Origin of the sequence: Enterococcus hermanniensis (assembly GCF_001885945.1) — a bacterium.
GTDB lineage: Bacteria > Bacillota > Bacilli > Lactobacillales > Enterococcaceae > Enterococcus_A > Enterococcus_A hermanniensis.
The window spans coordinates 269,917-294,045 of sequence record NZ_JXKQ01000001.1; the positions used below are offsets into that span (position 1 = coordinate 269,917).

The following is a 24,129-nucleotide window of genomic DNA, read 5'->3' on the forward strand; positions in this document are numbered from 1 at the left end:
TTCAAACTTAGTACTGTGCGCTTTTTTCTTGAGCTTGTTGTTTGACCAATTGGATAAAGTTTTCTTTATCCATCTCGACCACTTTATCACTGCCATGTTTACGGACAGCAAATTTACCTTCCGCTAATTCTTTGTCCCCGATTGCTAAAATATAAGGAACTTTTTTCAATTCTGCGTCGCGAATTTTCTTTCCTAATTTTTCATTTCGTGTATCTTTTTCTGTCCGGATTCCTGCTTCATTGAATTCACGGAATAAATTATCGACACCGGCTTCATGTGCTTGGGCAACATTGATCAATGTTACTTGTTTCGGCGCTAACCAAACTGGAAAAGCTCCGGCATAATGTTCGATCAAAATCCCTAAGAAACGATCCAATGATCCAAAGACTGCCCGGTGGATCATTACTGGACGAGCTGGCTGATTGTTTTCATCAATGTAACTCAAGTCGAATTTTCCAGGCATTTGGAAATCCAATTGAACGGTTGCACATTGGTGGCTGCGATTTAATGCATCTTTGATATGGATATCGATCTTAGGACCATAGAATGCTCCGTCGCCTTCGTTGATATTGTATTTGTACCCTAAATCTGTCAATACTTTACCTAAAGAAGCTTCGGCTTCATCCCACAATTCGATTTCTCCCATAAAATCATCCGGACGCGTCGATAATTCTACTGAATATTCGAAACCAAAAATCTTATAGACTTCATCGATGATCTTTAACGCTAAGGCGATTTCTTGTTCGATTTGATCCCGACGAACAAAGATATGAGCATCATCTTGGCAGAATGTCCGGACCCTTAAAAGACCATTTAATGCACCGCTAAATTCGTGACGGTGAACTTGACCAAATTCAGCCATTCGGATCGGCAAATCACGGTATGACCGTTTGCGATCTTTGAAAATCAAGCAATGACCTGGGCAATTCATTGGTTTTAATGCATAATCTTCATCACCGACTTTTGTAAAATACATATTGTCTTTATAGTGATCCCAGTGTCCCGATTGTTCCCATAATCGTTGATTCATGATCAATGGTGTTTGGACTTCTTTGTATTCGTATTTCGCTTGGAGTTCACGTAGAAATTTTTGGAGTTCATTACGGATGATCAAGCCATTTTCTAAATAAAATGGCATTCCAGGTGCTTCTTCCGAGAACATGAATAAATCTAGTTCTTTACCTAATTTTTGATGGCTACGTTTTTCAGACTCCGCCAAAAATTCTAAGTACCCATCTAATTCTGATTTTTCAGCGAAGACCGCGCCATTGATTCGTTGGAGCATTTCGTTTTTAGCATCGCCTTGCCAATAAGCCCCCGATACTTTAGACAAAGCAAAGTGACTAGCTTTTGCTAATTCTAAAGCCGCTGGTTCTAAAAAGAATTCACTGACTTCCCCTAATGAATAGACAAAGACTAATTGTTGTGGATCAAGCTGTGATAAAGCAGCTAATTTCAACGCATTGTCTTTAAAGATTTCTTTTGCTTCGGCAACTGAAAGGTGTGAACTTTCGATATGAATCCCTTTTTTGATCCGCTTGCGCATATGGCGTTCCAAGTCTTTTAAGACTAAAGCGCTCAACGGTTGATCCACACGCATATCTAACCAGATTTTTTTATCTTCCCGTTGTGGATGTGCAAATAATGCCTCAGGGTATAATTCTTTGACCGCTTCTTCTAATAATAAACTAACTAAATGATTGATCGCTGTTTGGCCTTCTTTTGAGGCTTGATCATAAAAAACGATTTCTACATTGTGATCGATCGGAGTCGCTAAGTCAACAAGTTCGCCATCGATGCTACCAACGATCGCTTGTTTCATAAATTGTTTTTTTATTTCAAACAAGGTAGTATCCTCAACCACCTCTTGTTTACTTCCATCTGGTAAAACGATTTCGATTTCTTTTGACATACAACTCAACTCCATCCTGTGTTTTATCTTATTTCTGGCCTTAAAATACCTGCTTATTTAGTGTAACAAATACTAAAAAGGCTTTTCAACTGACAACCTATCACGAAATCAGTGAAAATAAAAAAACGTCCCTATTAAAAAATAGGGACGTGAATAAACGTGTTACCACCCAAGTTCCCAAAAAGTTTCCACCTTTTGGCTCTCGTGATGCCTAACGTGCATCAAACGGACTGTTTTTTTCAGTCACTCAAAGGGAGTAATTTTCATTTGCTCAACCAGAAGCTTTCAGCCGATGACTTCTTTCTCTTGCGGCGAGGTCCAAATAAAATCTTGTCCTTCTCGTAGTTTTTTCTATGTGATTAAAGCATAGACCTCGAATTTTTTTTTGTCAATCAATTTCTTCAAAATTACTCATTTGATTTCAGCGCATCGATCAGTTTGATGTGCTTTAATCAAAATACATCGCTCAAATCACGACCAATGAATAGAGAATTATTTCTATCGAAACTTGAGCTAAAATAAATTATGTCTAGATGATTCCTAGACCCTAACCAAAAAGAATTCTCAAATGTGTAAAAACTATGTTTTCTCGGAAACTATACGACGTCACTTCTCAATCATCAAGACTGAGAGCTTTGTTTGTTCGTGTGCTGTTTCCGTGTACAAGTTACTTTACTTATCCTTCGGAATTACCTATCATAATGAAGATGATATTTTCAAATCACTTTCTGAAAAATATAGTTTATTCTGTGGAGGTTTTTATATGGAACTTTTTGAAACAATGATTCATCATTCATCCGTCCGCTCTTTTACGGATCAATCAATTACACCAGTAATAGAAGAGCATCTGCTTTTGGCTGCCCAAAGCGCTAGCAGTTCTAATTTTTTACAAGCTTTTTCTTTAGTTAAAATCACTGACCCCACAAAAAGAAAAAAAATCGAAACGATTGCTCGCTTTCCAATCGATAACGGTACAAAGGGGAATCTTTATCTTTTTGTCGCAGACTTAAATAAACATGCCCAAGTCTTGGCTCAAGAGCAACAATCAGACCAACATCTACGCTCAATGGAGTCATTGGTCGTCTCAATCGTAGACACAGCGATTGCCGCCCAATCGATGGCCGTCTATGCGGAATCGATTGATTTAGGTATTTGTTATGTTGGTGGGATTCGCAATGATTTATTTGCCATCAAAGACTTACTTGAATTACCTGAATTGACTTATCCGCTTTTCGGTATGTTTATTGGTCATCCAGCTAAAAAGAACGAGGTCAAACCACGCTTGCCGTTAGATTCCATTTTAAAAACCGATACCTATCATAGCTTAACCTCTGAAATGATCAGCCGATATGATCAACAAACTGCTGACTATTACCAAAGTCGTACGAGCAATACGTAAAAAGCCACATGGTCACAAAAAGTCCAACAGCATTTCGCTGAACCACGACGACAAAATACAGTGGATTTTTTGAAAGAACAAGGCTTCTTGATTTAGCCTACAAAATAGCTACACTGAAACGATTCCTAGATACAATTTTAGGGATCGTTTTTTATCTGAACATCGTTCAATTTCCAACGATCCATATAAATATCTTTACGATAAGCAATCAGGATGAACTGATGGAGTAGCAAAGAATAGTCATGAGATTCAAAAGCATTATTTATCTAAAAAAAAGAGTAGTTTCACTACTCCTTAACCTTTTTATTGACGAAATCATGCTAAGATTTCAAATGATTAATCACTTCAGTAGATTTTTCGATAATTCAAAGGAGTTACCCCGGTTATTTTTTTAAACATACGGATAAAATATCCGGGTTCAATATAACCTAGCGCAGCACTAATTTCTGTAATCGACCAATCAGTAGATTTCAATAATTGTTCTGCCCAATATACTTTTAACTTACCATATATTTTACTAAATGGCTCCCCAAATTCTTCTTTCAATAAACGACTGAGATGACTCGTTGAAAGATTAGTTACGTCAGCTAATGTAGTAAGATCAACGTGATTTTCTTTATTTTCAAACACTAGATCGACGGCTGGCTGTAGCACTTGATTTTTAGCTACATAAACACCCTTAGATTCTACTAATCGCTTCTGTAATTTTGAATGTTGAATATCTTTTTGTACAAATTCTAAGTCTAATGAATCCTCATTAATTTGCTCTTCACGTTTTGAGACGCGTAAGGTTTGCTTATAAGCATTAATCAAATAATCTTTTTTAATCGCTTCACTGATAATATATTCGCTAATTTTTTCTAACATCATCGCAGTATTTGCTAAATCATCCTTACTAAAACGTGGATACTGATCGATAAATTGTTGATTTTCTCTTTTAAAGTTGTTTACAAATTGCTGATCGTCTAACTTTAGAACTTGTTCTAACTCTTCCTGTCCTTCTTCTAATAATATCTCTCCAGCCATGATTGCACCAACGTACCGATTATCGAACATGATTGGGATCGCCATATCGACAATATCGAAATGACAGCGATAGATGAACGGTTGACCTGAACGTACAGCCTCTAGCCCGCCTCTTGAATCACATTTTTCACAATGAACAGACAATTCTGGAGAACGCCGAGCCAACTGGCAAAATGGTTGAATCTGACTATGTTTAGTTACAGGTCTCCCACGATAATCTACTAAAATAATTGCCAAATGCGTGGCGATAGCCAGACTTTCTTGGACACTTTCCCATTTATTCAAATCCAATACTCGCTCAATATCAAATTGTGCATTATTCATAAGATCACCTCTTTATCTACTATAAATCTTTTTTCAACAATCACAAAATAGTTCTATTTATCAAAATAGTACAACAAAATTATATAAGAAAGCGGTAACATTATCCAATGCTTATTTGATAAAAACGCTTTATGATTGTCTTGTAAACAAAATAAGGAGGTTTCACTATGAGAAAAGCATTAATTTTACCGACCAAATATGTTCAAGGTGAAGATGAACTATTAAATTTAGGATATTTTGTGACTACCTTTGGCAAAACAGCATTATTAATTGCAAATCCTGAAGACGTTGAGCGAGTTCGTCCACAACTTCGTACCACCGCAGAAAAATTCGGTATTTCATTCGTTGAGGGTGGGTTTAATGGCGAAGTTACTCGTGAAGAAACAAAAAGATTACAATCGATTGCTCAAGAAAAACGAACAGACTGCATTATCGGTTTAGGTGGTGGAAAAGCTATTGATGCATCAAAAGTGGTGGCTGAAGGAGAACATTTGATCATCGTTCCGACAATTGCTGCTCAAGATGCACCGACTTCACATTCTGCTGTTCTTTATCATGCAGATGGTTCATTCGACGACTATGCTTATTTTAAACAAAGTCCTAGTGTTGTACTAGTTGATACGAAGGTTATTGCTACGGCTCCAACTCGTTTCTTAGTTGCAGGGATGGGAGATGCTTTATCCACTTACTTTGAGGCCCGTGCTACCCACAATTCTTATTCAAGAGTAAATGCTAGCCTACCTATGGGCTCGCTTGATGGTCAAACACCACCAGCTAGTGGCACGTATGCTGCTTTAGCCATGGCAAAACTTTGTTGGGAAAATTTACAAGAAGATGGCTTAAATGCAAAAATTGCTTGCGATGCCAATTTACCTACTGAGGCTCTGAACAAAATTGTGGAAACAAATATCTTATTATCTGGCTTAGGTTTTGAAAGTGGTGGTTTGGCTGCTGCTCATGCCATTCATAACGGAATGACGGTTCTCAGCGGAACTCATCATTACCTGCACGGTGAAAAGGTTGCATTTGCAACCTTGGCTCAACTCGTTTTAGAAGATGCTGAAACAGCTGAAATGAATGCAGTAATGGACTTTATGGCGACAATTGGCTTGCCACTTACTTTGGCTGATCTTGGTGTGAAATCAATCAACTTTGAAGAAGCTTTAGCCGTCGCGAAAATTGCTTCAATACCTGAAGAATCTATTCATTCTATGCCCTTCCCAATTGTAGAGGAAGAAGTTGCCAATGCTCTTATTGTAGCTGATCGAATTGGACAAGCGTATAAAGATGCTCATCATTTATAAACACCTAAAAAAAAATTGTTTCTCTATTGTCTTTCCCTGAAGTAGGAACACTCTTAAAACATAACCTTAAAATGATTTTTACTAAAAAAGGAGTATTTTTATGAAAAAAGCCATCCTATTAGTGTCACATAGTCAAAAAATTACTGACGGTATCAAAGAGATGATCGAACAAATGGCTCACAGTGATTCACTGGATATCTATTCTTTAGGTGGGACTTCTGAAGGAGATCTTGGCAGTGATCCCACAAGAATCATTGATGTTGTTAACAAAGCTGATTCTGTTGATAGATTTTTGGTTTTCGCAGATCTTGGCAGTGCAGTATTAAGTGCTGAATTAGCTTTTGACATGTTAGAAGACCATCAGCAATCTAAATATGTCTTAGTGGATGCACCACTCGTCGAAGGTGCGTTTGCGGCTGGTATTACTGCAAGTGTCTCTGATGATATCAACCATATCGTAGCAGAAGCATTAAATGCCCCAAAAAAAGGATGGAAATATTATGAAAAAAATAATCAATGAGACAAAAGATATTATTGAAGAAATGTTAGCTGGAATCGTTAATAGTTACCCACAACTCGTTCATCGTGTGGATGATTCAAGAGTCATTATAAAAAATGTAGAAAAAAAACAAGTCGGTCTCGTCTCTGGTGGTGGAAGTGGACATGAACCTGCTCATGCTGGTTTTGTCGGAGAAGGTATGTTGAGTGCTGCTGTACTGGGGGATGTTTTTACTTCTCCTACTCCTGATCAAATCGAAATTGCAATTGAACATGCTGACCAAGGTGCTGGGGTTTTATTAATCGTTAAAAACTATACTGGTGATATCTTAAATTTTGAAATGGCAAAAGACTTAGCCGAAATGAATGACATTGATGTGAAAATGGTTGTGGTCGATGATGATATTGCTGTGGAAGACAGCACTTATACAGCAGGAAAACGCGGTGTTGCTGGCACGATCTTAGTTCATAAAATTCTTGGTGATGCCGCAAAAAATGGAACCAACTTAGCCGATTTAAAAACATTAGGGGATCAAGTGGTAGCCGCAATAAAGACGATTGGTGTAGCTTTAAAAGCCGCAACTGTTCCTGAAGTTGGCAAACCTGGATTTTTATTAGCAGAAAACGAAATCGAATTCGGCGTTGGTATTCATGGTGAACCTGGTTATCGTCGCGAAAAATTACAATCATCGATGACCTTAGCCAAAGAACTTGTTAACAAATTACTCGTTTCTTATAAACAAAAACCGCAAGAAATTGGCGTTTTAGTCAACGGAATGGGTGGCACACCTTTGATGGAACAATTTATTTTTATCAATGATGTCCTAAATTTACTAAAACAAGAAAACATTCAAGTCGCCTTTCATAAAGTCGGTAATTATATGACTTCCATTGATATGCAAGGCTTATCATTAACTTTTATCGATTTGACAGACACAAAATGGCAAGCCGCATTAACTAGTCCAGTCAAAACAATCTCTTGGTAAAAAGAATATCTTCAAAGGAGTATATGCATATGCAATTAACTACAACTGAAATTCAAGCTTGGTTAGCCGATTTTGCTGAAATAATCACTGAAAATAAAGATTACTTAAGTGAATTAGATACACCGATTGGGGACGGTGATCATGGGAATAATATGAATCGGGGCATGACTGAATATCTTCATGCTTTTGAAACAAAACAACCTACGACAATTAGCGACACATTCAAACTTCTCTCAATGTCATTGATCTCAAAAGTAGGTGGTGCCTCTGGTCCATTATATGGTTCTGCTTTTATGAATCTAACAAAAGCTACCAAGGATATCACTGAAATCACAAGTACAACACAGTTGGCTCAACTAATGAAAACGGGGCTAGTAGGAATTCAAGCCCGAGGAAAAGCCGTTGTAGGTGACAAAACCATGGTAGATGTTTGGTCTGCTATTGTTGAAGACTTGGAAAATAATACTTTTTCTAAAGAAAGTATTGCTATAGCCAAAGATCATACTAAAAATATGCAAGCTAAAAAGGGGCGAGCTTCTTATTTAGGAGAACGTTCCATCGGCCACATCGATCCTGGCGCAGCTTCTAGTGCTTTGTTATTTCAAACATTATTGCCTTACTTGGACTAGTAAAAAGTCCTCGTTCATATAATTTCAACAAAGTTATAATACGAAGCAAAAAACCTCACGAACATCGTGAGGTTTTTTGCTTCTTTTATCAACTGTAGTAACTTAGTTTATTCATTTACTAAAACGATCTTTCCTTTAGCATGATGAGTCGCGCTTAACTCGTGAGCTTCTTTCACACCTTCAGCCGTTAATGGATAAAGATGTCCGACCACGCTTTTCACTTTACCAGCTTCCATCAAGTCCGCGATTTCTTGTAGTTGTTTGCCATCTGGTTGTAACCAAATACTTTTTGCAACAGCTACCTTTTTGGCTAATGCTTCATCTGGATCACCAACGATTGAAATCAAGCGGCCATCTGATTTCAAGACTTTGAAGCTATCGGCTTGAATATCACCACCCATAGTATCAAAGACAAGATCGATATCAGTCAATACTTCTGAAAAATCTGTCGTATGATAATCGATCACTTGATCTGCACCTAATTCTTTCAATAAGGCATGATTTTTTTCACTGGCTGTCGTAATGACTGTCGCACCCGCATTTTTAGCTAATTGGATCGCATAGATACCGACACCACCAGCACCGGCATGAATCAATACTTTTTCACCAGCTTTTAATTGCCCATGAGTAAATAGCGCTTGGTAAGCGGTCAGACCAGCTAATGGTACTGCTGCTGCATCTTCAAAAGAGACATTTTCAGGTTTTGTTGCTAACAAATGGTCATCAACGATCGTATAATCCGCATACGTTCCAAACCGAGTTGTTTCAGGACGAGCAAAAACTTTTTGGCCGACTTTCCAGTCAGTGACTGCTGAACCGATCTCAACGATTTCTCCGGCCACGTCCCAACCTAAAATAATCGGAAAATCCCAAGGCATCATTTGTGCTAGGTAGCCCTCACGTAATTTCCAATCGATCGGGTTCACTGAAGTTGCTGCCACTTTGACGAGCACTTGATGTTCACCCAACTCTGGTAGTGTCACGGTACTTTCTTTTAATTGGTCTGCATGACCATATTCTTCAATAATAACTGCACGTGTTTCCATTTGTACATCCCTCCGTATTTTTCTATTATAGAATTACTTACAAAAAATCAGAAGAGATATGCTTAATCAAAAAAATAGGAGTCTAATATATAAGCGATTTGATATTTTTCTGCTAGTTGTTTTAAATAAGGCAGTGCTTCATCTTGTGTCTCGGTCATCGCTTGAACCAAGCGTAAAAATGTGGCTCGTTCCTGATGTGTGACCATTTTCTTGAAGTAACCCCAGACATGTTCATAAGCATTTCTTCGCGCCTTCACATTTACTGGTAATTTTTTCACCGCTGCAATTTGCTGCTTGAAGTGTGCTTCTTTTTCCTGAGACCACTGATTACCTGAAAAAAGCTGACGTAAATCTACGTAACTGGCTTGTGAACGAGCCATTACATAATATTTCCATTTGGCCCATTCTTTTTGAGCTACTTTTAGTTCGCACATTTCAATCACCTCAAAAAAAGCATAGCATGTTTTTAGTTATTCTGATATCGATGCGCTCAACAAAAAAAGGCTGTCTACAGCAGCCTTTTTTTGTTACTAATTATAGATCAGTAATAGTAATACCTGTTCCAAAAATCCCTTCCCAATCATTTGTAAAATCAGTGACTGCTTGACCGATCGATGGCATCATTAATGCTTGCTGGATAATATCTACGCCCATCGTTGCTGCTTGACTGCCATTTTCTAAAGCAGAATTGACTTGCCCAGCATTTTTAAAACTAGCAGCTAAGATTTTTGTTGAACTTTGAGTTCGTTCGATTTCTTGAGCCATTTCAAAAATTGCTGCTCGTGGATCGATATTCAAATTTTCCATTCGATTAAAATACGGTGCAATATAATCAGCACTGGCGGCGATCGCTAAGTATGCTTGAAACTTAGTGTAGATGGCTGTCGCTGTGATGTTTACTCCACGGCGTTTTAATTCTTTGATCGCTTTTAGTCCCGGCTCATTGACTGGAATTTTGATAAAGACTTTCTTATCGATCTTCGTCAAAATCGTCTCCGCATCCTTGATGATCCCTTCATAATCGGTTGCAACTACTTGAACATGTAACGAGCGCTGTTCCCCAATAATTCCACGAATTTCTTTCATGTGTTTAAAAAATTCAATTTGTCCTTCTTTTTTAACAATTGAAGGATTTGATGTCACACCAGCGATCGGTAATAAATCAACATATTTTTTTATCTCAGCCAAATTAGCAGTATCTAACATAAATTCCATTTGAAAAACTCCCTTGTGTTTTAGTTGATTTAAGCATAGCATTCAAAGCCCTATTTTGGGTTTCTACACGGAATAAAAAAAGAAAAGCTTGATATCAAGCCTTTCGGTAATTGATCTTTTTAGATTTTGCACAAATGTGCATTCATCAATAAAAAAACTACTTTCGTTCAGTTAATCGAATGATTTCTTCGGCTGTTTCTTGATCGGTGATCAAGGTTTTTAAATACCCTTTTTCAAGTAGCGGTGCGATTGATTTCGCTTTTGTGATTCCTCTTGCTACTCCAACAGTTTGAGGAATCGTGACTAATTGATCGAATGAAAGGCCGATCGTTCGCTGATTCAATGACCCATTCAAACGTTTGCCATAAAGATCGTAAAAACGGCAACAGCAATCTCCTATGGCTTCTCGCAATTTGAGTTCTTCATAATCTGCTGGCGACAATAAATCCCGCCACTGACTTTTTTGATAACTTAATGGTCCACCTATTCCGACGACGACTAGATCAAGATGATCCCAATAATTTCGTAACTCTTGGAAATATTTAGAATCGAAGATCCCCTCAGCCAATGCTTTACTTTCTTGAATAACAGTCGCATTGACGAAGAGACTTTGACCATTTAATTTTCGTGCCAATTCATAGACCAACGTATTTACATGGTAGCGTGAATTGATATGGCTTGGCCCGCCGACTACCGGAACGACTGTGACATTCGAAACTTGTTTTGCCTCGATTTGATTAACCGCATTGCCAACAGTCGCCCCCCAAGATAAGCCAATCACCATTCCATCAGTTAATTGACGTCGAATGTAGGCACCAGCTGTTTGAGCAAGCTGATGTTCTTTTTGCTCTTCTGTCATTTCTTTATCTGTTGCTACTAATTCGACTGATTGCAAACCAAAAAGTTCTTTTAGCTGTTCTTCCAATTCAAATAAATAGGCCTCAAAGAAATTGATTTTTACTTCAACGATCCCTTCGGCTTTTGCTTGGCTCAGCATTCGACTGACGGTCGTTCGGTAGATCGAGAGTTCTTTTGCAATTTGAGCTTGGGTCAATTCTTGTTCGTAATACATGTAGGCAACCTTTGCCAATAATTTCTTTTTATCTACTTTCATTTACTTAACCTCCTAAGAGCGCTTCACTTTATTCTATCAAATTTTGTTTACTTCATTTGTTAAAACCTGTCTTCTTTTAATTATTAAAATAAAATTAGAAAAACGAGACAAGGAGGTCTTTTATGTCTATCGAAACGGTCAAAGCGTATTTTTCTCAATATGGAATAGCGGATAAGATCCAAGAATTCCCTGTATCTAGTGCAATAGTGGCATTAGCTGCTCAAGCTTTGGGCTGTGCCCCTGAACGCATTGCTAAAACCCTCTCTTTCAAGCAAAAAAAAGCCGACCAAGTCATTTTGATCGTCACTGCAGGCGACGCCAAAATCGATAATGCAAAATACAAAACCTGCTTCCATGAGCGCGCATTGATGCTAAAAGCCGATGAAGTGGAAGCTACGATCAGTCACCCTATAGGCGGCGTTTGTCCTTTTGCTGTTCCTTCAACGGTAGCAATCTATCTGGACGAATCGTTGAAACGATTCCAGACCGTCTTTCCTGCTTGTGGTAGCCCTAACAGCGCGATCGAGTTGTCGATTGCTGATTTGGAACGTTATACAAATTTTGCTACTTGGGTCGATGTCTGTAAGAATTGGTAAGTAACTGGCGACTGGAACACAAGAGCAGCAGTTTACTACCCGTCTTTTTAGGCCCTATTTTTTAGAATCATTCCTATTCTACGTGTGACTCTTTCAATGTTGAAAAACAAATGATGCACGCTTTCAATTGTTCTTGGTTATAATAGAAACCATAACCTACTTTGAGGAGGAATTTTTCTATGAAAATCACCTATCACGGCCACTCTGTCGTTTCGATCGTTACGAAAGAAAAGCAAACACTGCTCTTCGATCCTTTTATCACCGGAAATGATTTGACCGATTTAAAAGCCGACCAAGTCGAAGCAGATTGGATTTTAATTTCGCATGGGCATAGCGATCATCTTGGAGACGCCCTTCCAATCGCTAAACGGACAGACGCAACCATCATCAGCATCGTTGAAATTTGTAATTTTGCTGCGAAAAATGGGGTGAAAAAAACTCATGGTATGAACATGGGTGGTGCCTTTGATTTTCCATTTGGCCGAGTAAAAATGGTACCGGCGCTCCACAGCTCGGGTTATGAAACAGACGGAGAAATGATCTATATGGGCGAACCGGCTGGCTTTCTCCTACAAATCGAAGGAAAAACGATTTATTTTGCTGGGGATACTTCAATCTATGGTGATATGGCCCTGCTTGGTGAAACGCTCAATATTGATTTAGCCTTTTTGCCGATCGGGGATAATTTTACGATGGGACCTGAGGAAGCGGCTCATGCAGCGAAATTATTAAAAGCAAAACAAGTCGTCCCAATCCATTTCAACACTTTCCCATTAATTAAACAAGATCCCCAAGCGTTCACTCATTTATTACCTAATAATATTGGGAAAGTCATGGTAGTGGGCGAAACCTTAGAGCTTTAAACAAAAAATTTACGTGTCTTATGATGCGTAAATTTTTTTTGCTCATTTTAGTAACAGAAAATCTGATACAATAAAACAAATATGTTCTACGAGAGGAGCCTGTATGTTAAATTTTGAAAGCGACTATTTAGAAGGTGCTCATGAGAAGATTTTACAACGAATGCTTGAAACCAATGAAGAAAAACTGACTGGCTATGGTCATGATAAATATTCAGCTTCCGCTGTCGACAAAATTCGCCAAGCTTGCCTTTGTCCAGAAGCTGATGTCTATTTTATTTCTGGTGGTACATTGACAAATGCTTTAGTGATTGCTTCCATGCTAAAAAAATATGAAGGTGTTTTAGCCGCCGAAACAGCACATATCGCAACTCATGAAACAGGTGCGATCGAATATTCCGGGCACAAAGTCTTGACGTTGCCACAAACCCAAGGAAAGATTTCAGCCACGCAAGTTCGCGACTATTTGACAACTTTTTGGGCTGATGCTAATCACGAATTTATGGTCTTCCCAGGCATGGTGTATCTATCTCACCCAACTGAGTATGGCACACTTTATTCCAAAGAAGAGCTACAAGCTATTTCAGAAGTTTGTCATGACTATCAGATTCCTTTATTTTTAGATGGTGCTCGACTTGGCTATGGTTTAGCTAGTCCCGAATCAGATTTGTCTTTACCGATGATTGCAGAATATTGTGACGTTTTTTATATTGGGGGGACTAAGGTTGGAGCCTTTTTAGGTGAAGCCATCGTCTTTACAAAGCATAATTGTCCAGAGTACTTCTTAGCTCATATGAAACAACAAGGTGCCTTATTGGCAAAAGGTCGATTATTAGGGTTGCAATTTGATACCTTATTTACTGATCAATTGTACCTTACGATTAGTCAACATGCGATCGCCATGGCTATGCGGTTAAAAAAAGGCTTGCAAGAAAAAAACTATCGCTTCTATCTTGATTCGCCTACAAACCAACAATTTATCGTGATTCAAAATAAGCAATTAGAGGAACTTAAAAAGAAGGTAGCTTTTGGTTTTTGGGAAACCTTTGATGAGTCGCATTCTGTGATCCGATTTGCCACTAGTTGGGCGACCAAGGAAGCCGATATCGACGAATTATTAACGTTATTGTAAAAAAAGGACTGAGACAAAGTAGAGCCTACTTTTGTCTCAGCCCTTTTTATAAACTAATTAGTCGGTAAATCATACAAGCTACGTAGCATTCATAACTTTCTGAAAAACGCGTAACATTATAGCCTAAGGTTTCACTGATCTTTTTGATCCGATATTTTACTGTATTTTTATGAATCTGCAATTGATCACTACAGGCTTGGAAATCAGCCCCTGCATCTAATAAAAAGCTACATAACGTCGCTAATTGTTCTTTGCTACTCATAATCGGAGCCAAGATGCTCATAGTTTCTTCGACCTCTGCTTGTCCTGTCTGAATCAAATGACTGGCATGTGCTACTTGGCGAATCTCACTGATCGAAAAATTTCGCTTGCCGTGAAAAACTTTTGGTAATCGCATCGTTGCTTCGCTAACTAGTTGATAGGATTTTCTTACATCGTTAGTATTCCTCATTTGAGGGCAAAAAACAACCGTTTCAATATTGGCTTCAAAAAGAGTATTTCGCAAATACTTTCTGCCCAATTCCAGCTCTGAACCAGCGTGCTGATAATTACCGAGTAAAACAATCAATTGATCATCAATCATTTGGACAATTGACGTTTTATAGAATTTTGAAACGTAAGTCAATAAGTCTTCACGTATTTCCTTGACCGATCGAATATCATTCAATTGCAGCAACCACATCAAACCAATCCCCTTGACGTCGATTTCCAGATGATTCGCCAAGCGATACATTTTTTCACTTTCATCATTTAGAATGGCTTGGACTAATGCATATTCACTAACTTCCCCATGTTTTTTGCCCCAGAGATTTGTTGCTACTTGCAAAAGTTCAATTGATTGTTCCCATTCATGTTGGCTTAAAAAATCATGTTCTTTGATCATATAAAAATGTAAGATTCCATGACCTTTATGATACAGTTCTTTGTAATAGATCGAATAGTCGTTTTTTTGGACTTGCTCACCTTCTTCGATGACCACTCGGCGCAAAAGCTGCTCCAAATCTAGTGACGAATTACGTGGCCACTTGATTTCATTGATTACTTCATTATCAGGATTCGTCAAGACGATGTTGACTCGTAAAATATCTGATAATAATTTCAACGTCACTTCAACTGTACGCAAATGTTCCGGTAATAAAGAGGCTTTTTCTAAGACTTCATTGACGATATTTTCTGTCGAACGATCTTTTAAAATTTCAGCCATTACATCGGCAATGACTTCACTATACCGAATATGACTTTGGTCTTTTGGCATCTGAATGATCACAAAATCCAACTCTTCTGCCGTTTTTAAAACTTCTGGTGCCAATGTTGGCATGACGATCCCGACATAATACAAAATAATTCCTAATTCACCCATTTTGTGTAACTGACTGATCGTTTCACATTGTTTTGCGCTATCATCTTTGATGTTGAAAAAAGAAGTCAATGCCAATTCTCCAGAATGATACTCACTTATTTCTGTGAAGGCACCCCAATCATCCAGATCAGAAATCTCTAAAAAAGACAGGGCGGAAACGGTCTGATTTAAGCTATTTTTTCCAGTTAATAGCTGTGCTTCACGTAAAGAAGGTAACTCCAACAACTCTTTTAATTTAGCCCCCAACACATTCCCTCCTTATTTTTTTCACATCAAATTTTATGCTTTTTCTAACATTATCAGATTCATATTTGCTTGTCTATTCAAACTTCTCAGAAAAATCAGATTATTTTGACCAAATAAAAAGAGGTTGAGAAAAAAGCAACAATCAAGCGGACCTTCCAAGTTAGTTTTTTAGACTAACTATTGGGTAGCACTTCAAATTACTTTCATCTCAGCCTCTTGGATTATTTATTTATTTATTGCATCGTCTGATTCCACGATTTTTCCAACGATCCCATAATCTTTGGCTTCTACTGCTGACAACCAGAAATTACGATCGGTATCTTTTTCGATTTGTTCTAGTGTTTGCCCCGTGGCATTGGCAATCAATTGATTGACCCGTTTACGCATGCGCAAAATTTCTTTGGCTTCGATTTGAATTTCTGTTGATTGACCTTGGATTCCACCAGCTGGTTGATGGATCATGTAGCGCGTATTCGGTAGGCTATATCGATCTTCTTTTTCAGCAGCTAGATAAATCGTGATCCCCGCACTTGCAACCCAACCGGTTCCGATCATTTTTACTTTTGGTTTGATAAAGCGGATCACGTCATGGATCGTATCACCCGATTCCACATGCCCTCCTTGGCTATTAATAAACAGTGTGATCGGTTCATCACTGAGCGCAGACAAGTACAATAATTGTTCTGTCACGGTCTTGGCTAACTCTTGATTGATCTCGCCGTAAATTAAAATCGTCCGTTGTTTCAATAATTTCAACAACATGGGATTTTTTTCTTCCATTTTTTCTGTTTCTTCTTCATTTAAAAAATTATTCATGTGATGATCCTCCTCTTTCTTCTATCTTAATTAAGTATAGCCAAAAAATTTTAGAATGAACAGAAAGAGCTTTCAAAACCATCTTATTCTTCTTCGAATGAGAAAATATGCTAAACTAGCCGTAAAAAGACAGATTTTAGTGGCACAATTCGAATTTTTATGGGAAGATAGATCGTATTTTGTCTATAGAAGGGGGATCTTCGTGGCCTATCGAAATAAGCCTCCATCATTCGCTCCATTTGATTAAACTATTTGAATCCAAATTTTATATTCTTTTGATATATGAAATTTAAGAATCAAACTTATTTTTACCTGTAAAAATAATTACTTTAATACGAAATAGGAGTATGTGAAATGATCGAGGAAAAGAAAAGTTTTATCTCATGGCCTGTGCTTGCCATGATGTCGTTTGTTACTGTTATCGGTTTTGATGATATTATTTATAATTTTGCCAACCAAGGTTTAGGCGTTATTACTTCTTGGATTATTTTATTGCTATTATATGTGATTCCTTATTCATTGATGGTTGGACAACTAGGTTCCGTCTTCAATCATGAAGGTGGCGGTTTGACCTCTTGGGTACGAGGAACGAGTGGTGATCGTCTAGGTTACTTTACTGCTTGGACGTATTGGGCAGCCTCGATTCCTTATGTTGTAGATACTGCAAATGCAGTGGTTGTTGGTTTTGGTTGGCTATTCAATGGCAATGATTCGATGGAAGATACGATGTCGAATTCAATGTTTGCTTTGTTGACGTTTTGCGTGTTCTTAGCCTTTATTTTCTTACAACGTCGCTTCAAAAAATCATTAGAAGTATTGAGTACGATCGGTGGCGGTGCGATGTTCATCATGGCTTTACTCTTTGTCTTTATGACATTTGCTTCATTATTTATGCCAAACGGTCATATCGAAACACAACCGATGAATCTTGGTGCAATCGTCCCTAAGTTTAATCTACATTACTTAACAACGATTGGTTTACTGATCTATGCCATCAACGGGGCTGAATTAGTCGCACCTTTCGTAACCCGAATGAAAAAACCACAGCGTGAATTTCCAAAGGCTATGATTATGCTGACGGTCATGACGATCTTTTTAACGGTTTTCGGTTCATTCTCCCTAGGGGTCTTCTTCAATGCCCATCATTTACCAAATAATTTAAAAATGAATGGCTCTTACTATGCTTTTCAACGCTTGGGTGAATTTTTCCATCTTGGCAATGCATTGATGTATGTGTTTGCAGTGACTCAAATCATTTATATGTGCGCCTTGTTAGCTGTTTTATTGGATGCTATGACTCGGATGTTGATTTCTGACACAGGTAAACAATTTATGCCGAAAAAATTAACAAAATTAAATGCTGATGGTTTACCCATCAATGGTTATATCTTAACCACGGCTTTGAGTGCCTTCATCTTATTATTAGGTGTTTTCTTACCGGAAATGAACGATATTTTCAACTGGCTGTTAAATCTAAATGGTATTATCTCCCCAGGTGTGACTTGTTGGATTTTTTATGCCTTTATCAAGATTCGTTTGGATAGTCGAAAATTCCAATCAGATTATGTCTTTATCAAAAATGACCGGATGGCTGTTTTTGTGGGTGGCTGGTGCTTGGTCGTTACGATCATCGCAACATTATTTGGCGTCTTACCCCAAGATGCTCCATATGGCTCAAGCCTATTCTGGCACGAATTGATCATCAATATCGTTGGGATCGTGGTCTTGATCGGTTTAGGATTCATTATGCCGATGCTAGCCAAACGCGAACGCGAAAAAGTAACTGAATAATAGACTGAGGTTAAAGCAAAAGGAACCGTCTTTTGTTTTAACCTTTTTTGTTACCTTTACTCCTACCCAAAGATGCGACGACTAACTTATTCCTTTGGGACTATTCAAAAACGGACTTCTCCATGTTAAGATAAATCCTAAATGTTATTTCATTTAATTTTAATCAAACTAATAGAAACGGGTGTGGGGATATGTTTTTAGGTTCGGTGGTGAATTGTCTTGCCATCATTGCGGGGAGTTTTGCCGGAGTTGTTTTACGAAATATCACTGAGCAAACCAAAGATACTGTAACGAAAGGGATCGCGTTAGGGGTCATTGCGCTTGCGATCCAAATGTCAATGCAGGCCAGTTCGTTTATTATCATTATCATCAGCATTTGTATCGGCGGAATGATTGGTGAATTTTTAAAGATCGAAGACTCGATGACGCGCTTAGGTTTGTTTTTAGAAAACCGTTTTGCCCGCGGTAATAGTAATTTTGCTGAAGGATTTGTGACGGCGACCTTGATTTATCTCATCGGCTCGATGGGAATCATCGGCGCAATCCAAAGCGGTGTGACCGGTGACCATCAAACACTGTTTACAAAATCTGTGATGGATGGATTTATGTCGATCATGTTGACCGCATCTCTTGGTATCGGTGTATTGTTCTCAGCCTTTCCAGTTTTGATTTATCAAGGCGCAATCACGATTTTTGCAAGTATCATCATACGCTATTTACCAAAAGAATTATTGGATATGTTGATGAACGAAATCAGCGCGATTGGTGGTTTAATGATCCTAGCCATTGGTCTTAATGTCATGAAATTGACGAAGATTCGGGTTTCAAATTATCTACCAGGTATCGTGGTACTGATCGTTATCATGGTCGTACAATATTATTATTTTTAAAAATCGCTGAGCCAAGTGCTCAACGGTTTTTTTTTACCTAGAAAATACTTTTTCATCCTTACATCAACGAGCCTTATTTTTCATTTGCTTGTAGTCCTTCTGTTTAAACTACGCCCCGCCTTATTGTATACTAAACAAATACTAGTAATAGAAAGAGGAATTCTATGACAAACGAGCGAAATGAATTAAGTGCCTTCTGGGATAATTTTGCTGAAGAATATGAAGAAATCCAACAAGAATCCAGCTTTTTGATTGCGGCAGATTTGGCCGACTTTTTGATTCAACAAAAAATACTGCCTTGTGCTGATTTTTTAGATTTAGCTGGTGGAACGGGACGGTATTTAGAAGTGCTCCAATCACATACCCAGCAATATACTTTACTAGATATCTCCGTTGAGATGCTAAAGATCGCTACCACTAAAGCTGCTAAAAATACCCAGCTGCTCCACCAAGAACAAACAAGTTTTTTATCTACTAACACTAAACGCTACGATGTCGTTTTTTCAGCAATGAATCCAGCAATCCTAACGAAAGACGAACTACTAGCCTGTTGTCAGGCAAGCCGCCAATGGGTGTTGCTCTTACGACTCATCGAGGATGAAGACCAGCTCTTTTCGCCCTTTGAAGAAAAAAATCCTGATTTATTTTTGAATCAACGCTACAAAAATTATTTGCTCAAAGAACAGATTGGCTTTCAAACTAAGCGCTTTGAATACAAAAAAACAGAAGCTATCACAAAAAGTTTTTTTCATGATTATTTTGCTTTAGACTTTTCGAGTGAAAAATTAGAGGCACTTACAGAAGAAATCTTTGGCTCAGACCATGAAAGAGCCAATCAGCAGTCACTAACTTTTGAATTGATTTATTTTCAAGTACCAAACGTTTATAATGAGAATGGTAGTCAGTAGAAATTAGGAGATGACCTAGATGGAAGAAAAAACATTTCAACGGATTAAAGAATTGACCGAATTACAAGGCACAAGTGGCTTTGAAGAAGATATTCGTAGTTATATGCGCACGGCGATCACGCCTTTAGTCGATGATGTTCAACAAGATGGCTTGGGCGGAATTTTTGGATTACGACATGCAGCAACGGACAAACCTCGTGTCATGGTTGCGGCTCATATGGACGAAGTTGGTTTTATGCTGACAGAGATCACTCCGCGTGGTTTATTCAAAGTCGTTCCTTTAGGCGGCTGGAATCCCTACGTTGTTTCTGCTCAACGTTTTACATTAAAAACAGCAAAAGGAAATTACCCCTGTATCTCCTCTTCGGTCCCACCACATTTATTACGTGGCACGAGTGGCCAAGGACAAGTAAAAGTAGAAGATATTTTATTTGATGCCGGTTTCGAATCAAAAGACGAAGCGTTAGCTTTTGGTGTCTTGCCAGGTGATACGATCGTTCCCCAAACCGAAACAGTCAAAACAGCGAATGGAAAAAATATTATCAGTAAAGCTTGGGATAACCGTTATGGTTGTACCGTCGTTTTAGAAGCTTTGGAAGCCTTACAAAAAGAAACACTGGACTACACTTTGATCGCGGGTGCGAATGTGCAAGAAGAAGTCGGTTTACGTGGCGCAAAACCTGCAGTTACTAAATTTGAGCCGGATTTGTTTTTCGCGGTCGACTGTTCAGCCGCAGATGATCTAGTTACGACCAACGGAACATTTGGTCACTTAGGTGAAGGGACTTTGTTGCGGATCCAAGACCCTGGCATGATTTTGTTGCCTCGTTTGCGTGAATATTTGTTAGACACTGCTGCGACTCATCATATTCCTTACCAATACTTTGTTTCTAAAGGTGGTACTGATGCTGGCGCGGCTCACACAGCGAATCAAGGCATCCCAAGTACAGTCATTGGTGTTTGCGGACGCTATATCCATACCCATCAAACAATGTTTAGTATTGCTGATTTTGATGCAGCTAGAGAAATGTTGATTCAAGTCTTAAAAGGCTTGGATGCAAGTACGATCCAAACAATCGTTGCTGGAAAATAACAACTTAATAAAAAATAAATCATTCTAAAAATTTGAATCGCCGCTATTTTCGTTATATTTAAAGCTTTTATTTAAATATATTGCGCTTTTTACTTGCAATCAACATGACATTCCGTTAAGCTTTAGATATATTAATAACACCTTAGGGGAGTAATCGGCAATAATCTTTGCTGTGATGTCAACAATAAGTTAACCAGTGATGGTTTTCTGGTATCGCATGAAATGGTGAGACCTAAGACAAGTGTTCACACTTGCCTTAGGTCTTTTTTTGTCTAAATCGACCATTTCAAGTGAATAAAAAAATTGGAGGATCCAAATTGACAAAAACAACTTATCAAAAAGAAACAAACGAATTGATACAAGAATTACAGACTGTACCAGAAGGCTTGAGCCAAGTAGAAGCCCAACAACGGCTGCAAGAAAATGGGCCCAATCAATTAAAAGAAGCAAAGAAAAAATCGACCCTTACCCTCTTTTTAGATACGTTTAAAGATGCCATGGTCGTAGTCTTACTGATCGTTGCTATCGTTCAAATGGTGATGGGTGCCCATGTCGAATCACTAGTGATTTTTGCGGTCTTACTATTGAACTCGGTCGTTAGTGTCATCCAAACAAAAAAAGCAGAAGGCTCATTGGATGCTTTGAAAAAACTTTCTGCACCAGATGCGAGCGTCTTACGCGCCGGTCAAGAACAATGTATTCCAGCGAACGAGATCGTTGTCGGTGATGTCGTGATTTTAGAAGCTGGCGATTATGTTCCGGCCGATGGACGTCTATTGGAAGCCGGTTCTTTGAAAGTTGACGAAGGTATGTTGACGGGAGAATCGACTCCGGCTGAAAAAGAATTGACGACGTTGACGAATGAAGCCCCTGTTGGTGATCGCATCAACATGGTCTTCAGCGGAACAATCGTGACTTATGGTCGCGGGAAATTCTTAGTAACGGCTACAGGAAATGAAACAGAGATTGGACAAGTCGCTGGCTTGTTAGAATCTACGACAGAGCAAAAAACGCCCTTACAACGCGGTTTAGATAGCTTTAGTAAAAAATTGAGTATCGCGATTTTGATCTTGTCACTGATTATCTTAGGCGTTCAATTACTACGGATTTTCTTAGATGGCTCTACTGATATGACTCAAGATATCGTCAATGCCTTCATGTTTGCGGTAGCCGTGGCGGTGGCTGCGATTCCAGAAGCCTTGCAATCAATCGTGACCATCGTTTTATCGTTAGGAACAAAGAAAATGGCCAAACATCATGCGATCATCCGTAAATTACCAGCAGTTGAAACACTTGGTTCGACCAGTGTCATCTGTACGGATAAAACAGGAACACTAACTCAAAACAAAATGACGATCGTGGATCATTATCTAGCGAATGGTCAAGTTGGTGAATTCCCCAATGATCCAACCGATTGGGATAACGATGAACAACGCTTAGTTGAAATCAGTGTTTTAGCTAATGATGCTTCGATCAGTGAAGATGGCACCAAATTAGGTGATCCAACGGAGATCGCATTGATTGATTTCAGCGAAAAGCAAAATCAATCGTATCGCGAACTGCGTAAAAAATATCCACGTGAAAATGAATTGCCGTTTGATTCTGATCGTAAATTGATGTCGACATTACACACGATCGATCAGAAAAAAATGATGCTGACAAAAGGTGGTCCAGACGTCGTTTTTGAACGTAGTACCAAAGTCTTATTGGATGATGAGATCGTTCCCCTTACACCAGAAATCAAAGCCCAATTCCAAAAACAAAATGAAGCTTTCTCAGAGCGAGCGTTGCGTGTCTTAGCCTTTGCTTATAAAGAGGTCGTAAATCCAGAAATCACTTTAGCAGATGAAGAAGAATTGGTTCTTGTTGGTTTGATGGCGATGATCGATCCGCCACGAGAAGAAGTTTTCCAAGCTGTAGCTGATGCAAATTCAGCTGGAATCCAGACTATTATGATTACCGGTGACCACAAGACGACTGCCGTAGCGATCGCCAAAGAAATCGGTATTTTCCAATCAGGTGACCAAGCATTGACAGGGGCTGAATTAGATCGTTTAACGGAAACTGAACTCACAGAACAATTAGAAGCGATCACTGTTTATGCGCGAGTCTCACCTGAAAACAAAATCCGGATCGTTCGCGCATGGCAAGATAAAGGCCAGATCTCAGCAATGACGGGTGATGGAGTCAATGATGCGCCTGCTTTGAAACAAGCCGATATCGGAATCGCAATGGGAACCGGAACCGACGTCGCTAAAGATGCTGCTTCAATGGTCTTGACCGATGACAACTTTGCTTCGATCATTAAAGCCGTAGAAGTCGGACGAAATGTCTTTGATAATATCAAAAAAGCCGTTGCGTACCTTTTTGCTGGTAACTTAGGTGCGATCATCTCGATCATCTTTGCTTTAGTGGTTGGTTGGGCAAATCCATTTACAGCCTTACAATTATTGTTCATCAACTTAGTCAATGACTCGCTTCCAGCGATCGCTTTAGGAATGGAAAAAGCGGAGCCTACCATCATGCAGCGCCAGCCTCGTGATCCTAACAGTGGGATCTTTACTGGTAAAACATTGACCTCTGTAACCTATCGTGGAATCTTGATTGCGCTCGCTGTGGTCACGGCTCAATGGATCGGTAACCAGCAATCGGCTGAGATCGGGGTCGCGATGGCCTTTTCGACCTTGATTTTAAGTCGGACACTACAGACCTTTGCTGCTCGTTCGAATACCCAAACTGCTTTCCAAGCGGGTTTCTTCAGTAATAAAATGGTTATTTTAGCAGTTGTCGTGTGTGCTGGATTGTTCAGCCTGACACTATTGCCTGGTTTAAGAGAAGTCTTTGCCATTCCTGCAACTTTTACTGTCAATGACATTAGCATAGCATTTGGCTTAGCTGTCGCTGCAGTCGTATTGATGGAAATCACGAAACTGATTATCGTCAACATCCAACAATCAAAAGGAATAGCGCAATAAGTAAGAACT

The 24,129-nt window shown here is 38.8% G+C and carries 21 protein-coding genes; 13 read left to right on the forward strand and 8 right to left on the reverse strand.

Annotated features, from left to right (window positions below):
• Positions 1–7: 7 nt before the first annotated feature.
• On the reverse strand, positions 8–1,912 hold the full coding sequence (gene thrS / locus RV04_RS01345; RefSeq protein ID WP_071856673.1) for a threonine--tRNA ligase: 1,905 nt from the start codon (positions 1,910–1,912) through the stop codon (positions 8–10).
• Between the two features lie 763 nt (positions 1,913–2,675).
• Here thrS and RV04_RS01350 point away from each other — a divergent pair.
• Complete coding sequence (locus tag RV04_RS01350; RefSeq protein ID WP_245791024.1) at positions 2,676–3,311, forward strand: nitroreductase family protein; 636 nt, start codon at positions 2,676–2,678, stop codon at positions 3,309–3,311.
• Positions 3,312–3,656: 345 nt separating this feature from the next.
• On the opposite strand, the gene RV04_RS01355 is transcribed toward RV04_RS01350, so the two are convergent.
• Positions 3,657–4,661 carry a PocR ligand-binding domain-containing protein gene (locus tag RV04_RS01355; RefSeq protein ID WP_071856674.1) on the reverse strand — a complete coding sequence of 335 codons (1,005 nt, stop codon included), beginning with the start codon at positions 4,659–4,661 and terminating at the stop codon, positions 3,657–3,659.
• 167 nt (positions 4,662–4,828) lie between these two features.
• Here RV04_RS01355 and RV04_RS01360 point away from each other — a divergent pair, with 167 nt between their 5' ends.
• From RV04_RS01360 to dhaL, 4 genes are all read left to right on the forward strand, one after another.
• Positions 4,829–5,965, forward strand: a complete 1,137-nt coding sequence (locus RV04_RS01360; protein ID WP_071856675.1) for a glycerol dehydrogenase — start codon at positions 4,829–4,831, stop codon at positions 5,963–5,965.
• 100 nt (positions 5,966–6,065) lie between these two features.
• Positions 6,066–6,485: a dihydroxyacetone kinase phosphoryl donor subunit DhaM gene (gene dhaM / locus RV04_RS01365; protein ID WP_071856676.1), complete on the forward strand. Its 420-nt coding sequence runs from the start codon at positions 6,066–6,068 to the stop codon at positions 6,483–6,485.
• Positions 6,466–7,449, forward strand: coding sequence for a dihydroxyacetone kinase subunit DhaK (gene dhaK, locus RV04_RS01370; RefSeq protein WP_071856677.1), 984 nt, complete (start codon positions 6,466–6,468; stop codon positions 7,447–7,449). The genes dhaM and dhaK overlap by 20 nt, the downstream gene beginning before the upstream one ends.
• A gap of 29 nt (positions 7,450–7,478) precedes the next feature.
• On the forward strand, positions 7,479–8,078 hold the full coding sequence (dhaL, locus tag RV04_RS01375; RefSeq protein ID WP_071856678.1) for a dihydroxyacetone kinase subunit DhaL: 600 nt from the start codon (positions 7,479–7,481) through the stop codon (positions 8,076–8,078).
• Between the two features lie 107 nt (positions 8,079–8,185).
• On the opposite strand, the gene RV04_RS01380 is transcribed toward dhaL, so the two are convergent.
• The 4 genes from RV04_RS01380 to RV04_RS01395 all read right to left on the reverse strand — a co-directional run bounded on the left by RV04_RS01380 (position 8,186) and on the right by RV04_RS01395 (position 11,453).
• Positions 8,186–9,124, reverse strand: a complete 939-nt coding sequence (locus RV04_RS01380) for an NADP-dependent oxidoreductase (protein ID WP_071856679.1) — start codon at positions 9,122–9,124, stop codon at positions 8,186–8,188.
• A gap of 62 nt (positions 9,125–9,186) precedes the next feature.
• Positions 9,187–9,558 (reverse strand): DUF1722 domain-containing protein, encoded by a 372-nt coding sequence (locus tag RV04_RS01385; RefSeq protein WP_071856680.1) that lies wholly within the window; start codon positions 9,556–9,558, stop codon positions 9,187–9,189.
• A 100-nt stretch (positions 9,559–9,658) separates the two neighbouring features.
• A complete protein-coding gene (locus RV04_RS01390) occupies positions 9,659–10,339 on the reverse strand; it encodes a fructose-6-phosphate aldolase (RefSeq protein ID WP_071856681.1) in 681 nt (226 codons plus the stop codon).
• Between the two features lie 157 nt (positions 10,340–10,496).
• Positions 10,497–11,453, reverse strand: a complete 957-nt coding sequence (locus RV04_RS01395) for a sugar-binding transcriptional regulator (RefSeq protein ID WP_071856682.1) — start codon at positions 11,451–11,453, stop codon at positions 10,497–10,499.
• 122 nt (positions 11,454–11,575) lie between these two features.
• Here RV04_RS01395 and RV04_RS01400 point away from each other — a divergent pair, with 122 nt between their 5' ends.
• The 3 genes from RV04_RS01400 to RV04_RS01410 all read left to right on the forward strand — a co-directional run bounded on the left by RV04_RS01400 (position 11,576) and on the right by RV04_RS01410 (position 14,041).
• The gene (locus tag RV04_RS01400) at positions 11,576–12,049 is read left to right on the forward strand and encodes a YbaK/EbsC family protein (protein WP_071856683.1); all 474 of its coding nucleotides are present in this window, start codon (positions 11,576–11,578) and stop codon (positions 12,047–12,049) included.
• Positions 12,050–12,228: 179 nt separating this feature from the next.
• Positions 12,229–12,912: a metal-dependent hydrolase gene (locus RV04_RS01405; RefSeq protein ID WP_071856684.1), complete on the forward strand. Its 684-nt coding sequence runs from the start codon at positions 12,229–12,231 to the stop codon at positions 12,910–12,912.
• A gap of 103 nt (positions 12,913–13,015) precedes the next feature.
• Positions 13,016–14,041 (forward strand): threonine aldolase family protein, encoded by a 1,026-nt coding sequence (locus tag RV04_RS01410; RefSeq protein ID WP_071856685.1) that lies wholly within the window; start codon positions 13,016–13,018, stop codon positions 14,039–14,041.
• A gap of 46 nt (positions 14,042–14,087) precedes the next feature.
• Here the strand turns inward: RV04_RS01410 and RV04_RS01415 are convergent, their stop codons facing one another.
• Both RV04_RS01415 and RV04_RS01420 read right to left on the reverse strand, forming a co-directional pair.
• Positions 14,088–15,647, reverse strand: a complete 1,560-nt coding sequence (locus RV04_RS01415) for a PucR family transcriptional regulator (RefSeq protein WP_071856686.1) — start codon at positions 15,645–15,647, stop codon at positions 14,088–14,090.
• A gap of 225 nt (positions 15,648–15,872) precedes the next feature.
• Positions 15,873–16,463 (reverse strand): ATP-dependent Clp protease proteolytic subunit, encoded by a 591-nt coding sequence (locus tag RV04_RS01420; protein ID WP_071856687.1) that lies wholly within the window; start codon positions 16,461–16,463, stop codon positions 15,873–15,875.
• A gap of 354 nt (positions 16,464–16,817) precedes the next feature.
• Here RV04_RS01420 and RV04_RS01425 point away from each other — a divergent pair, with 354 nt between their 5' ends.
• The 5 genes from RV04_RS01425 (at position 16,818) to RV04_RS01445 (ending at position 24,120) form a co-directional block, all read left to right on the forward strand.
• Positions 16,818–18,254: an amino acid permease gene (locus RV04_RS01425; protein WP_071856688.1), complete on the forward strand. Its 1,437-nt coding sequence runs from the start codon at positions 16,818–16,820 to the stop codon at positions 18,252–18,254.
• A gap of 191 nt (positions 18,255–18,445) precedes the next feature.
• On the forward strand, positions 18,446–19,144 hold the full coding sequence (locus RV04_RS01430; protein ID WP_071856689.1) for a DUF554 domain-containing protein: 699 nt from the start codon (positions 18,446–18,448) through the stop codon (positions 19,142–19,144).
• A gap of 164 nt (positions 19,145–19,308) precedes the next feature.
• Complete coding sequence (locus tag RV04_RS01435; RefSeq protein WP_071856690.1) at positions 19,309–20,052, forward strand: methyltransferase domain-containing protein; 744 nt, start codon at positions 19,309–19,311, stop codon at positions 20,050–20,052.
• A 19-nt stretch (positions 20,053–20,071) separates the two neighbouring features.
• Complete coding sequence (gene pepA / locus RV04_RS01440; protein ID WP_071856691.1) at positions 20,072–21,145, forward strand: glutamyl aminopeptidase; 1,074 nt, start codon at positions 20,072–20,074, stop codon at positions 21,143–21,145.
• Between the two features lie 317 nt (positions 21,146–21,462).
• Complete coding sequence (locus RV04_RS01445) at positions 21,463–24,120, forward strand: cation-translocating P-type ATPase (protein WP_071856692.1); 2,658 nt, start codon at positions 21,463–21,465, stop codon at positions 24,118–24,120.
• Positions 24,121–24,129 lie beyond the last annotated feature (9 nt).